General features: G+C 70.9%; 12 protein-coding genes and 1 pseudogene. 10 read left to right on the top strand and 3 right to left on the bottom strand.

The window, feature by feature from the left end; genetic code table 11:
• Positions 1-40: 40 nt before the first annotated feature.
• Complete coding sequence (locus Q8S40_RS24270) at positions 41-691, top strand: GPP34 family phosphoprotein (protein WP_304815962.1); 651 nt, start codon at positions 41-43, stop codon at positions 689-691.
• Positions 692-733: 42 nt separating this feature from the next.
• Positions 734-1,066 carry an STAS domain-containing protein gene (locus Q8S40_RS24265; RefSeq protein ID WP_304815964.1) on the top strand — a complete coding sequence of 111 codons (333 nt, stop codon included), beginning with the start codon at positions 734-736 and terminating at the stop codon, positions 1,064-1,066.
• A gap of 156 nt (positions 1,067-1,222) precedes the next feature.
• On the opposite strand, the pseudogene Q8S40_RS24260 reads toward Q8S40_RS24265, so the two are convergent.
• Positions 1,223-1,369: pseudogene (locus Q8S40_RS24260) on the bottom strand (PQ-loop domain-containing transporter); the annotation flags it as partial.
• A gap of 64 nt (positions 1,370-1,433) precedes the next feature.
• Between Q8S40_RS24260 and Q8S40_RS24255 the strand changes: the two are divergent.
• From Q8S40_RS24255 to Q8S40_RS24240, 4 genes are read left to right on the top strand one after another with little or no spacing between them, the layout of a single operon-like run.
• Complete coding sequence (locus tag Q8S40_RS24255) at positions 1,434-2,054, top strand: GNAT family N-acetyltransferase (protein WP_371136882.1); 621 nt, start codon at positions 1,434-1,436, stop codon at positions 2,052-2,054.
• Positions 2,051-2,944 (top strand): carbon-nitrogen hydrolase family protein, encoded by an 894-nt coding sequence (locus Q8S40_RS24250; RefSeq protein ID WP_305672467.1) that lies wholly within the window; start codon positions 2,051-2,053, stop codon positions 2,942-2,944. The genes Q8S40_RS24255 and Q8S40_RS24250 overlap by 4 nt, the downstream gene beginning before the upstream one ends.
• The gene (gene lpxB, locus Q8S40_RS24245; protein ID WP_305672466.1) at positions 2,941-4,101 is read left to right on the top strand and encodes a lipid-A-disaccharide synthase; all 1,161 of its coding nucleotides are present in this window, start codon (positions 2,941-2,943) and stop codon (positions 4,099-4,101) included. The genes Q8S40_RS24250 and lpxB overlap by 4 nt, the downstream gene beginning before the upstream one ends.
• Positions 4,098-5,060, top strand: a complete 963-nt coding sequence (locus Q8S40_RS24240) for a DUF808 domain-containing protein (protein WP_305672465.1) — start codon at positions 4,098-4,100, stop codon at positions 5,058-5,060. The genes lpxB and Q8S40_RS24240 overlap by 4 nt, the downstream gene beginning before the upstream one ends.
• 34 nt (positions 5,061-5,094) lie before the next feature.
• On the opposite strand, the gene Q8S40_RS24235 is transcribed toward Q8S40_RS24240, so the two are convergent.
• On the bottom strand, positions 5,095-6,042 hold the full coding sequence (locus tag Q8S40_RS24235) for a Gfo/Idh/MocA family protein (RefSeq protein ID WP_305672464.1): 948 nt from the start codon (positions 6,040-6,042) through the stop codon (positions 5,095-5,097).
• A 154-nt stretch (positions 6,043-6,196) separates the two neighbouring features.
• On the opposite strand from Q8S40_RS24235, the gene secD reads away from it, so the two are divergent.
• The 4 genes from secD to Q8S40_RS24215 all read left to right on the top strand — a co-directional run bounded on the left by secD (position 6,197) and on the right by Q8S40_RS24215 (position 11,099).
• Positions 6,197-7,780 (top strand): protein translocase subunit SecD, encoded by a 1,584-nt coding sequence (secD, locus tag Q8S40_RS24230; RefSeq protein ID WP_304815971.1) that lies wholly within the window; start codon positions 6,197-6,199, stop codon positions 7,778-7,780.
• Between the two features lie 24 nt (positions 7,781-7,804).
• A complete protein-coding gene (secF, locus tag Q8S40_RS24225) occupies positions 7,805-8,764 on the top strand; it encodes a protein translocase subunit SecF (RefSeq protein WP_305672463.1) in 960 nt (319 codons plus the stop codon).
• A complete protein-coding gene (locus Q8S40_RS24220; protein ID WP_305672462.1) occupies positions 8,761-9,747 on the top strand; it encodes a tripartite tricarboxylate transporter substrate-binding protein in 987 nt (328 codons plus the stop codon). The genes secF and Q8S40_RS24220 overlap by 4 nt, the downstream gene beginning before the upstream one ends.
• A 194-nt stretch (positions 9,748-9,941) precedes the next feature.
• Positions 9,942-11,099, top strand: a complete 1,158-nt coding sequence (locus tag Q8S40_RS24215; protein WP_304815975.1) for an EAL domain-containing protein — start codon at positions 9,942-9,944, stop codon at positions 11,097-11,099.
• Here the strand turns inward: Q8S40_RS24215 and Q8S40_RS24210 are convergent.
• Positions 11,087-12,256 (bottom strand): iron-containing alcohol dehydrogenase, encoded by a 1,170-nt coding sequence (locus tag Q8S40_RS24210; RefSeq protein ID WP_305672461.1) that lies wholly within the window; start codon positions 12,254-12,256, stop codon positions 11,087-11,089. The two genes, Q8S40_RS24215 and Q8S40_RS24210, sit on opposite strands and share 13 nt — an antisense overlap.
• Positions 12,257-12,301 lie beyond the last annotated feature (45 nt).

Below are 12,301 nucleotides of genomic sequence, written 5' to 3'. Positions count from 1 at the left end.
GCGCTTCCCTGACCGCGCTTTAGGGGAGCCGTGTGACGCCATGCCGTTGACGATGCCGGAGGAAATCCTCCTCCTCATGCTCGATGATGAAAGCGGTCGGCTGCAGGAACGCGCAGCGCCGTCGGGCGACTACGCGATCGCCGGCGCGGTGCTCGCGGAACTGGCGCTGGAAGGGCGGATCGACACCGACCCCACCCGTCTCTACGTGGTGAACCCGGCACCGACCGGCGATGCGCTGCTGGACCGCGCTTTGGCGCAGATGGTCGCCGCGCCGGAAGCCGGCGACAGCCGCTACTGGATCGAGACCCTGGCCGCCGACGCCGATGCCTACCGGGACACGCTGTTCGAGCGGCTGGTGAGCAAGGGCATCCTGAAGCGGGTCGAGGGCCGGTTCCTGTGGGTGTTCCCGGAACGCCGCTACCCCGTGATCTCGGACAAGGAGGAGCGGGAGGTGAAGGCGCGCATCATGGGCGTGCTGTTCCAGGACGACATCCCCGATCCGCGCGATTCGATGCTGATCGGCCTGTGCCGTGCCGGCGGGCTGTTCTCCCTGATCCTGTCGACGCAGGAACTGGACCGGGTGCAGCCCCGCATCGACCAGGTGGCCGATCTTGAGGAGTTGAACCGCTCCCTCGCCGATGCCATCCGGGAAATCTACGCGCAGATCGCGCGCTATGCGCCAATGGTTTAAGACACAACCGATACAGGCGCGTTGAGGAGCAGGACGGACTTCATGGACATCACGGAAAGCACCGACAAGGGCGTGAAGGTGGCGGCACTCAAGGGCCGCCTCGACACCGCCACCGCCCCCGCGGCGGAGACCAAGCTGATCGGGCTGCTCGAGGGCGGTGCGAAGGTGATCGCCGACCTCGCGGAGGTGCACTACGTCTCCTCGGCCGGGCTGCGCGTGCTGCTGAAGGCAGCGAAGCAGGCCAAGGCCGCCGGTGGCAGCTTCGCCGTCGCCTCCCCCCAGGCGCCGGTGCGCGAGGTGCTGGAGATCAGCGGCTTCGACAAGATCCTGGCCATCCACCCGACGCGCGACGCGGCCGTCACCGCGCTCGCCTGAAGCCGGCGCGCCCCGCATCCCCGCGGGGCGCAGCCCTCGAGCCAGGCGCAGCTTCACCCCCGGCGCAGCTTCACCCCCGGCGCAGCTTCTCCCCCGGCGCAGCTTCACCCACAAGATCGCCGCCGTCAGCGGCACGGTGATCAGGTTCGCCACCACCAGCCCGGTAGACCCCACCATCACCCCGTAGCCCAGCCACATCGTGTTGCCGGCCACCAGCGGCACCAGCAGCGCCAGGCTGAAATCCTTCGCCGAGCGCGTGCGCCAGGTCTTCCAGGCCTGCGGCACAAAGGCCGATGTGGTCATTGCCCCGGCAATCAACCCGACTGCCTCCACCGCCATATCCACCGCTTCGCTCTTTCCTGTCCGGATGCGGCCCCCTATGCATCCCGCCATGGCGGAAATCCACCTCACCTTCGAGACTTTGGCAGGCCCCGCGCTGCACCCGCTGCTGCCGGACCTTGCCGCGCTGCGCATCGCGGTGTTTCGCGACTGGCCCTATCTGTATGAGGGCGATGGCGGCTACGAGCAGGGCTATCTGCGCGCCTATGCCGATGCCCCGGGCGCGGCCATCGTGGTCTGCCGGGACGGCGACAGGGTGGTGGGGGCGGCGACCTGCGAGCCGATGGTGCAGGGCCATGCGCCGGTCTCCGCCTGCTTCCGTGCCGCCGGGCTGGACCCGGCGCGCTACTGTTATTTCGGCGAATCGGTGCTGCTGCCCGAATATCGCGGCCGCGGCGCCGGGGTGCGCTTCTTCGCGGAGCGGGAGGCCCATGCGAGGCGCCTGGCCCTGCCCGAGGCCGCCTTCTGCGCCGTGGTCCGCGACCCGTCCGACCCGCGCCGGCCGCCCTCCTACACACCGCTCGACGCCTTCTGGCGCAAGCGGGGCTACACGGCGCGACCGGATCTGGTGGTACGCTTCGACTGGAAGGAAATCGGCCAGGAGGCCGAAACGCCGCACGACCTGGCCTTCTGGACCCGGACACTTTGACGCCGCCGCGCCCGCTTCGCCTGGGCCTGCTCGCCTGGCCGGTCGGGCAGCCGGCCAGCGTCGCCGCCTTCGGCACGCGGCTCGATGGGTGGCTGGACCAGGCGCGCGGCCAGGCCGATCTCTGCGTCTTGCCGGAATATGCCTGCGTCGAGCTTGGCGCCGCGCTGGCCGCCACCACGGCACCGGATGAGGCGGCGGAGCTGGCCGCCATGGTGGCCCATGCGGAGGCAATCCTGGCCGCGATGCGCCAGGCGGCGATGCGCGCCGGGGTCTGGCTGCTGCCGGGCACGCTGCTGATGCGCGCGGCAGGCGGCCGCATCATCAACCGCGCGCCGCTGATCGCGCCCGATGGCCGCATGGCCTTCCAGGACAAGACGGCGATGACGCGCTTCGAGGCGGAACGCTGGGGCGTTTCCTCCGGCGCCGGGCCTGCGGTGTTCGACACGCCCTGGGGCCGCATCGGCATCTCCATCTGCTACGACATCGAATTCCCGAAACATGCGCGGTCCCAGGTGGAACAGGGCGCCTGGCTGGTGCTCGCCCCCTCCTGCACCGACAGCCTGCAGGGCTATGCCCGCGTGCGCGTCGGCGCCGCGGCGCGGGCGCTGGAGAACCAGTGCTTCGTCGCGGTGACGCCGACGGTGGGCGCGGCGCCGTGGTCCGCGGCCCTCGATGAAAACCACGGCCAGCCCGCCATCTTCGGCCCGCCGGATCGCGGCTTCCCCGAGGATGGCGTGGTCGCCGCGGGCGCGATGGACCAGCCCGGCTGGCTGTTCGCCACGCTGGACCCGGCCTTGGTGGCGGAGGTTCGCGCCAATGGCGCCGTTCGCAACCACCGGGACTGGCCGCGCCGCCCGGTACCCACCCCGAAGCCGGCGGCTTTCACATGACGCTTGTCTACATCGTGGCCGGCGAAGCCTCCGGCGATGTGCTCGGCGCAAGGCTGCTGGCGGCGCTGCGGGCGCGTGAGCCAAGGCTGGACTTCGCCGGCATCGGCGGCGATCGCCTGGCGGAACAGGGCATGGCCAGCCTGTTCCCGATGCGCGAGCTCGCTTTGATGGGGCTGATCGAGGTGCTGCCCAACATCCGCCGCCTGGCGCGCCGGCTGGACCAGACGGTGGCGGATATCACCGCGCGGCGGCCCGGCGTGGTGGTGACTATCGACAGCCCCGGCTTCACCCTGCGCCTGGCGCAACGCATCCGTCCGCTCGGCATTCCGGTGGTGCATTACGTGGCGCCGCAGATCTGGGCCTGGCGACCGGGGCGAGTCGCCAAGATCAAGGCGGCGGTGGACCACGTTCTGTGTCTGCTGCCCTTCGAGCCGGTGATCTTCGAAGCTGCTGGCATCCCGGCCAGCTTCGTCGGCCACCCGGTGCTGGAATCCGGCGTCGATGCCGGGGATGGGGCGCGCTTCCGCACGGCACATGGCCTGGCGCCGGATGCGCCGCTGCTGGTGGTGATGCCGGGCAGCCGCCGGATGGAGGTGAAGCGCCTGCTGCCGGTGTTCGGGCAGGCCCTGCGCCTGCTGGCGCCACGCGTGCCGGGTCTTGCCGTGGCGCTGCCGGTCTCGGCGGTGGTGGCGGATGCGGTGCGCGCGGGCACACGGGACTGGCCGGGCCGGACCATCCTGGTGACGGATCTGGCCGAGAAGCATGATGCCTTCGCCGCCGCCGCAGAGGCCGGAGGGGCCGGGCTGATCAAATCCGGCACCTCCTCCCTGGAGATGGCGGTGGCCGGCGTGCCGCATCTGGTGGCCTACAAGGTGAACCCGATCACCGCCGCCATCGTCCGCCGCCTGGTCCGCGTGCCCTTCGCCAGTCTGGTGAACCTGCTGGCCGATCGCCGCGTGGTGCCGGAATACCTCCAGCAGGATGCGACGCCGGAAGCGCTGGCCGAGGGCCTCGCCGGGCTGCTGCTCGACCCCGCCCAGGCCGCGGCACAACGGGAGGGTTTTGCCGAGATGCTGGCCAAGCTCCGCCCAGCCGAAGGTACGCCAAGCGCCGCCGCCGCCGCCGCGGTGCTGCAAACCATCGAGGACCTCCCATGAGCGTCGGCCTGATCGCCCTGCTGGACGACGTCGCGGCCCTGGCAAAGGTCGCCGCGGCCTCGCTCGACGATATTGGCGGGCAGGCGATGAAGGCGGGCACCAAGGCGGCCGGCGTGGTTATTGACGATGCCGCGGTCACGCCGCGCTATGTCGTTGGCTTCGCCGCGGCGCGGGAGCTTCCCATCGTCGGGCGCATCGCCTGGGGCTCGCTGAAGAACAAGCTGCTGTTCCTGCTGCCCGGCGCGCTGGCGCTCAGCCTGCTCGCACCCTGGGCGATCACGCCGCTGCTGATGCTGGGCGGCGCCTATCTGTGCTTCGAGGGGGCCGAGAAGGTCATCGAGGCGATCTTTCCGCATCACGGGATGACGCTGTCGCAATCCCCCGGTCTCGCCGAGGGCGATCGCTCGCTGGAGGACCAGAAGGTCGCCAGCGCCATCCAGACCGATTTCATCCTCTCGGCCGAGATCATGGCGATAACCCTGGCGACCGTGCCGGAGGCGAGTTTCATCGGCCAGGCGGCGGTGCTCGCCGTGGTCGGGATCGGCATCACCCTGGTGGTCTACGGTGCCGTCGCGCTGATCGTGAAGGCGGATGATGCCGGCGTCGCCCTGGCGCGGACCGGTAGCGCGCCGCTGCGCGCCCTGGGCCGCGGCATCGTCTTCGGGATGCCTTATCTGTTGAAGGCGCTGGCCATCATCGGCACCGCGGCCATGGTCTGGGTCGGCGGCGGCATCATCGTGCATGGGCTGGAGGAATACGGCTTCGGCGGCCTTGCCCATGCGTTGCATGCCGGCAGCGATGCCGCCGCGGCGGCGCTACCCGCGATCGGCGGCCTGGCCGGCTGGTTCGTGGCCGCGCTCGGCTCCGGCATCCTCGGCCTCATCCTCGGCGCGGCATTGGTGCCCGTGGTGGAGAAGCTGGTCATCCCGGCCTGGCGGCGACTTCGCAACCGGGCCTAGGCCAGCAGGCGCAGCCGATTTGCGGCAGACAGGTTCAGTCGAAGGCGGAAATCGCCGCCTCCACCGCCAGCGCCACGCCCAGCGCCGCCATGCCTTCCGCCGCACCAACCTCCGGCGGCGCCTCCCCGGCGCAGGCGCGGGCAAAGCCGGCATGTTCGGCCTCCAGGCTGTCATGGTCGGTCCAGCCGGCGCGGTCGATGCCGTAGCCCGGCATGGTGGCCACCGGCTCCGCCCCGCCGCGGCGCAGCATCGCCAGGCTGCGACTGAGGAAATCCACGCTCATCTCACCCTCATTCCCCAGCACCCGCAGCCGCCGTTCCATGGCGAGCGAGACGCGCGAGGCGGTGATGGTGGCCGCCCGGCCGCCGGGAAAGCCGAGCCGGGCCACGGCGAAATCCGCATGGTCCGACATCACCCGCGCGCCCACCGCCTCCACGGTATGGGGCGGGCCGCCGGCCAGCTTCAGCACCAGGTCGATGTCGTGGATCATCAGGTCCAGCACCACCGAGACATCGAGCGAGCGTGGCCGGAAGGGTGCCACGCGCACCGCCTCCCAATGCACCGCGCGGGACCCTTCCTGGGCGGCGACCACGGCGCGGAAGGCGGCGGAGAAGCGCTCGATATGTCCCACCTGCAGCACCAGGCCGCGGGATTCGGCCAGATCGGCCAGCGCCTGCGCCTCCGCCAGTGTCGCCGCGATCGGTTTCTCCATGAACAGATGCCGACCGGCTTCCAGCACCTGGCGGCCAAGCGCCGCGTGGAAGCGGGTGGGCGCGGCGACGATCACCGCCTGGGCGGCCGCGATCGCCTCCACCGCCGGCAGGGCGGGCACGCCGCATTCGGCGGCGACCTGGGCGGCGCGCGCCTGGTCGGCATCATGCAGCGCGACCAGGCGCAGCGGATTATCCCCTGGCCGGCTGGCCTTCAGCGCGTGAAACCGCCCGAAATGCCCGGCACCCAGCACCGCGACCCGCAGCGACATCGTGAAAAACCCTCTCTTCAAGCCATGGGGTGATACTGCGTCGCGCGCGGGCTTGCATCAGGGGGGGCCGCGCCGCATCTTCCGGGCCGGTGGCATCGCGCCCTGCATAGGGTATTAGGGCCACTTCTTCACCATTCGGGGTCTGGCTGCTTCCATGATGTATTTCGCCCGCTGGAAGGTGCTCGCCATCATTGGCGTCTGCCTCCTCGGCATCCTGGCGTCCCTGCCCAACCTGGCGCCGCGCAGCGTGCTGCCGGATTGGGTTCGTCAGATCAGCCTCGGCCTCGACCTTCGCGGCGGCAGCTACCTGCTGCTGGAGGTCGATACCTCCACCATGGTGCGGGAACGGCTGGAGGCGCTGGTCGATACCGCGCGCCGCGGTGCCGCCGGCGCCAATCCGCGCATCCTCTACACCGGGCTGAACGCCGATGCGGCCCAGCGCCGGGTTTCCGTGCGCGTATCGGACCCCGCCCGGGCCGAGGACATGGCCCGCATCCTGCGCGAAGCCGCCATCGTGGTGCCGGCCGGCGCCGGGTCCCAGCAGCCGGATATCGAGGTCGCAACCTCCGCCGATGGCATGGTCAGCGCCACGCTGACCGAGGTCGCGCTGCGCGCCAAGGCCGGCAATGCGGTGGAACAGTCGCTGGAGATCGTCCGCCGCCGCGTCGATGAGACCGGGGTGGCGGAGGCGCTGATCGCGCGCCAGGGCACCAACCGCATCCTGGTGCAGCTGCCCGGCGTGGAGGACCCCGCCCGCATCAAGGACCTGCTGGGCCAGACCGCCCGCATGACCTTTCATTTGCTGGACGAGGCGGCGAACCTTCAGGCGCCGACGCCGCCGCCCGGCACCATGTTCCTGCCCGGCGACCGTTTCCAGGAGCGCTACGCGGTGCGCCGCCGGGTCGAGGTGGATGGCGCGAACCTGACCGACGCCCGCGCCGGCCAGGACAGCAACGGCCAATGGGTGGTGAACTTCACCTTCGACTCGATCGGCACGCGGCGCTTTGCCGACGTCACCCGGCAGAATGTCGGCCGGCCCTTCGCCATCGTGCTGGATGAGCGCGTGATCACCGCGCCCAACATCCGGGAGCCGATCACCGGTGGCCGTGGCCAGATTTCCGGCAGCTTCGACGTGCGCGGCGCCAACGACCTGGCCGTGCTGCTGCGCGCCGGCGCCCTGCCCGCCCCGCTGACGGTGGTGGAGGAACGCACGGTGGGGCCGGAGCTGGGGGCGGATGCGATCCGCGCCGGCATGATCTCCCTCGCCGTCGGCGCCAGCTTCGTCTTCCTCTACATGGGCCTGGCCTATGGCTTCTTCGGCTGGCTCGCCAACATCGCGCTGCTGGCGAACCTGGTCATCATGATCGGCGTGCTGTCGGTGATGGGCGCCACACTCACCTTGCCGGGTATTGCCGGTATTGTGCTGACGCTGGGCACTGCACTCGATGCCAATATCCTGATCAACGAACGGATACGGGAGGAGGTGCGAAACGGGCGAACGCCGATCTCGGCGCTGGAGCTCGGCTTCACCAAGGCGTCCGGCACCATCATGGACAGCAACCTGACCAATTTGATCGCCATGGCCTGCCTCTATGGCTTCGGCTCCGGCCCGGTGAAGGGCTTCGCCGTCACCGTCGCGGTCGGCACCGTGGTGCAGATGTGGACGGCGACGGTGGTGGTGCGGCTGATGGTGGCGACCTGGTATCGTCGCCGGCGCCCGCAGACCCTTCCCGTTTGAATCTGGCGGTCTGAGGACAAACACATGTTTCGCGCCCTTTCCCGCCCGCTGTTCCGCATCGTCCCGGACAATACGCGCATCCCCTTCATGAAGGGGGCCGTGGCCGGGCTGATCCTGTCCGCCTTCCTGTCCATCGCCTCCGTCGTGCTGGCTTTCTATCCCGGCCTGGCCCGCGGCATCGATTTCCAGGGCGGCATCGTCATGGAGATCCGCACGCCGGCCGAGGCCGATCTGGCCCGGCTGCGGGCCGCGGCCTCCGCACTGAACCTCGGCGATGTCGGCTTGCAGCAATTCGGCGCGCCCGATGCCGTGCTGATCCGCCTGCCGGTGCAGGGCGACGAGGCCGGCACCCAGCGCGCCGTGGCCGCCATTCGCGCCGCGCTGGAGGCAGCAACCCCCGGCACCCGCGTGTTGCGCGTCGAGGCGGTGGGAGAGCGGGTATCCTCCGAACTGTTCCGCGGCGGCATGATCGCGCTGGCGCTGAGCCTGCTGGCGATGCTGGTCTACATCTGGTTCCGCTTCGAATGGCAGTTCGGCATCGCCGCCATCATCACGCTGATCCTGGATACAACCAAGACCGTTGGCTTCCTGGCGGTGACGCAGATCGAGTTCAACCTTCAGACAATCGCGGCAATCCTGACGATCGTCGGCTTCTCGGTGAACGACAAGGTCGTGGTGTTCGACCGGATGCGGGAAAATCTTCGCAAGTACAAGCAGATGCCACTGCGCGACGTGGTGGACCTGTCGATCAACGAAACCCTGAACCGCTCCATCGGCACCTCCGCCACGCTGTTCCTGGCCGCGCTGCCGCTGGCGCTGTTCGGCGGCGATGCGCTGGCCGGCTTTGCCTGGACCATGCTGTTCGGCATCGTGCTTTCCACCTCCTCCTCCATCTTCATCACCGCGCCGCTGGTGCTCTACACCGGTGCGAAGGCGCTGCGGCCGAAGGAAGCCACCACCCCGGCCCAGGCCGCGGTGTCGTGACCCGCGCCGGGCCGCCCGGCGACAGACAAGGTGCCGGGCTGCCGCGGCGCGCCGTCCTGGGGCTCGGCCTGACCGCCGCGCTCGGGCTTGCCGCACCGGCACTCGCCTCCCGCAGCAACCCGGTGGAGCTTCTGGTCGGCGCGCCGCCCGGCTCAAAGCCCGACCTCTGGGCGCGCGGTGTCGCCCCCTTCCTGGAGCGTGCCCTGCCGCGACTGACCCTGGCCGTGCGAAACCATCCGGGCCGCGGCGGCCTCGATTCGGTCGCGGTGCTGGCGGAAGCGGACCCGGCGCGGCGCGTCATCGGCGTGGTCACCGCACCCTTGCTGCTGGCTCGCGCGGTGGAGGGTGGGGAGCCTTTCCCGGCCACCCGCATCGCGCCACTGGCCGCGGTGCTTGAAGAAAACATGGTGCTGGTCGGCGCCCCGGATGGCCCGCGCGATATCGCCGCGCTGCGCGCCCTGGGTGACCGCGGCACGCTCGGCACGCCGGCCCCAGGCAGCGCGGCACACTTCGCCGCATCGCGCCTGGACGGCCGGCTGGACCTGCCACGCTTCGCCTTCCCGACCGCCACCGCCGCGCGGCAGGCCGCAGCCGCCGGCCATGTCGCCGCCGCCCTGCTGCCGCTGCCGGATGCCATCACGCAGTTGCGGGAGGGCCGGCTGCACGGCATCGGCATCGCCGCCGCGCGCCGCAGCGCCCTGCTGCCCGAGGTCGCCACCCTGCGGGAGCAGGAGGTGGATCTCATCGCCTCCGCCCAGCGCGGCTTTGCGCTGCATCCGGCAGCGCCAGCACCGTTCCGTGCCGCCCTGCTGCGCGGGCTGGAGGCCGTGGCGGCGGACCCGGACTTTGCTGAGCAGTGCGCCGCGCGCGGCCAGAACCCGCGCTTCATTGGCCCGGAGGACTGGACCGGCCTGCTGGCCCGGGTTGATACCGAGCTGCGTCGGCGCTGGGCCGAGGAACCCTGGCTGCCACGCCGCGCGTGACCCACAGGCACAACACGAGACTGTGTTCCCAGGCGCCACATCCTGGGCAAGATACCGCCTCACTTTCGGGCGGCTCACCCGCCTTGCGACCTGGAGTGAGACCCGAATGATTTTGCCTGTCACAAAATGGTGATAATCGAGCGTGACGCCGGCCTTGTCCCGGCTGCAGGGTCCTGTTGAAGGATGTCTAGGTCATGCTGACGCGCCGGGGGCGCGCCCTCCCCGCACCGGCAACCGTGCTGCTGCTGGCAAACGATCCGGTCGTGATTGCCGCGGCTCAGGATGCCCTGCGCCGGATGGCGGGCCCGCCGCCGATGCTGGTCGCCACCTCGGCCGAGGCGCTGAGCCACATGGTCGGCCCAGGCACGGCACCGCGGCACCTGGTCGTGGAAAGCGGCGCTGGCAGCAGCGCCCTGCTGATCGCGGCGCGGGACCCCTTCAACGGCACCGATGTGATCATCGTGACGCGGCCGGGGGAGGAAGCACCCGCCGGGCTGCGGCAGGTACCCGCCGAGGGGGCGCGCCTTGCCGCTGCCCTGGCCTCGGCCGCCCCCCGCGGGGCGCTTCCGGCGAGCGACGCGGCGGCACTCGCCGCCGGCCTGGCATGCGGCGAGATCACCGTGCGCTTCCAGCCGATGGTTCGCCTCTCGGATCGCCGGCCGGTGATGGTGGAGGCACTGGCGCGTTGGGAACGGCCTGGCCTGGCACTCGGCGCCAACGCCTTCATCCCGCTGGCCGAGCGTGCCGGCTTGGCGCCGCAGCTGACCGCGGCGGTGGCGCAACGGGCGATGACGGATCTGGTCGCGCAGCGCGGCAACCAGCGCATCCGCCTGTCCTTCAACCTGCCCCTGTCGGAGATGGTGAAGCCCGATCTGCCGCGCTGGCTCGGGCTGATGGCCGCGCGCGCCGGGCTGCCCGCCGCCGATATCCTGCTGGAGCTGACCGAGAGCACCCAGGTCCGAGACCGCGCCCTGCTGCGCCGCGCCATGCAGCGGCTGCGGCTGGCCGGCTTCGGCGTGCTGCTGGACGACCTGGCGCTCGATGACGGCCGCCACCGCCTGCTGGACCTGCCCTTCGCCGGGGTCAAGCTGGATCGCAAGCTGGTGCTCGCGATGCCGGAGGAACGCCGGGCGCGGGCCGAGGTGCAACGCATTGTCCGCCACGCCCGCCAGAACAACATGCTGGTGGTGGCGGAAGGCGTGACGGACAGCCACATCTGGCGCGCCGTGGCCGCCGCCGGCTGCGACCTGGCGCAGGGCTTCGGCGTCGGCCGCCCCCTGCCCCCGGCCGCGCTGCCGGCCTGGATCGCGGCCTGGAACGCCTCCGCCGTACCGAAACCTCAGGCGCCGTAGCTGGCCTGGTACAGCGCCACGATCTCCGCCTCATCCGGCACGCGCGGGTTGTTGGCGGGGCTGCCGGAGGCCAGCGCCTGCCGGGCCATCAGCGGCAGCAGCCCGTCCCATTTCGCGGCCTCGATGCCCCATTTCGCCGGGCTCGGCACGTCGAGGTCCCGGTTCAGCGCCCGCAATTCCTCTACCAGCCGCCGCGCCGCGGCCTGGTCACCCTCCGCCTCACTGGCCACGCCCATGATGCGCGCGGCTTCCGCATAGCGGGCGCGGGCGGCCTCCAGCCCGAATTCGGTGACAGCGGGCAGCAGCATGGCGTTGGACAGGCCATGCGGCACATGGAAATGCGCGCCGATTGGGCGGGACATGCCATGCACCAGGGCGACGCTGGCATTGCTGAAGGCGAGGCCCGCCAGCGTCGCGCCGCGCATCATCGCCTCCCGCGCCGCCGCATCCTTCGGGTCGGCCCAGACGCGGCGGAGGTTGGGGGCGATCAGGCGCATGGCGCTGCGGGCATAATCGTCCGAGACCGGGTTCGCCTTGGCGGAGACGAAGGCCTCCAGCGCATGGGTCAGGCTGTCGATGCCGGTATCCGCCGTGATACGCGCGGGCAGGCCGAAGGTCAGCTCATGATCCACCACCGCGGCCAGCGGCAGGGCGCCGAGGCCGGCGATGAGCATCTTCTCGTCCGTCTCGGTATCCGTGATGACGGTGAAGCGCGTGGCTTCGCTGCCGGTACCGGCGGTGGTGGGCACGCAGATGATCGGCACGGCGCCCTTGTTCGCAGCAGCCGGCACCTTGAAGTCGCGCATCCTGGCGCCGGCCGGCGCGGCGGCGAGGATCGCCATGGCCTTGGCCGTGTCCATCGGGCTGCCACCGCCGAAGCCGATCAGGCAGTCGTAATCCCCGGCGGCAAACACCCCGACGCCGGCGGCGATGACGGTGTCCGTCGGGTCCGGCACGGTGTCCGAGAATACCGCGGGCGCCATGCCCGCCGCGCGCAATGGCGCCAGGGCGTGTTCCGCTAGGCCGGAGGAGACCATGAAGGGGTCGGTGACGACCAGCGGCCGGGACAGGCCGAGCTGACCCAGCACCTCGCCGAGCTTCGCCACGGCGCCGCCGCCCATCACCATCAGCCGCGGTGCCACCAGTGACATGATCATCGCCCGTTTCCCCTTCGTCCTGCAGCGGCAAGGCTAGGGCAGACG

The sequence above is a fragment of the Falsiroseomonas sp. genome (genome assembly GCF_030695085.1).
Classification (GTDB): Bacteria; Pseudomonadota; Alphaproteobacteria; order Acetobacterales; family Acetobacteraceae; genus Falsiroseomonas.
The sequence above is the reverse complement of the archived record's forward strand: the minus strand, read 5'-3'. Positions and strand labels throughout refer to the sequence as shown.

Bases quoted from the DNA above. Each gene is read 5' to 3' on its own strand.
- Q8S40_RS24240 (WP_305672465.1), top strand. From the start codon at position 4,098: ATGAGCGTCGGCCTGATCGCCCTGCTGGACGACGTCGCGGCCCTGGCA.
- Q8S40_RS24215 (WP_304815975.1), top strand. From the start codon at position 9,942: ATGCTGACGCGCCGGGGGCGCGCCCTCCCCGCACCGGCAACCGTGCTG.
- secD (WP_304815971.1), top strand. From the start codon at position 6,197: ATGATGTATTTCGCCCGCTGGAAGGTGCTCGCCATCATTGGCGTCTGC.
- lpxB (WP_305672466.1), top strand. From the start codon at position 2,941: ATGACGCTTGTCTACATCGTGGCCGGCGAAGCCTCCGGCGATGTGCTC.
- Q8S40_RS24235 (WP_305672464.1), bottom strand. From the start codon at position 6,042: ATGTCGCTGCGGGTCGCGGTGCTGGGTGCCGGGCATTTCGGGCGGTTT.
- Q8S40_RS24255 (WP_371136882.1), top strand. From the start codon at position 1,434: ATGCGGCCCCCTATGCATCCCGCCATGGCGGAAATCCACCTCACCTTC.
- secF (WP_305672463.1), top strand. From the start codon at position 7,805: ATGTTTCGCGCCCTTTCCCGCCCGCTGTTCCGCATCGTCCCGGACAAT.
- Q8S40_RS24270 (WP_304815962.1), top strand. From the start codon at position 41: ATGCCGTTGACGATGCCGGAGGAAATCCTCCTCCTCATGCTCGATGAT.
- Q8S40_RS24210 (WP_305672461.1), bottom strand. From the start codon at position 12,256: ATGATCATGTCACTGGTGGCACCGCGGCTGATGGTGATGGGCGGCGGC.
- Q8S40_RS24265 (WP_304815964.1), top strand. From the start codon at position 734: ATGGACATCACGGAAAGCACCGACAAGGGCGTGAAGGTGGCGGCACTC.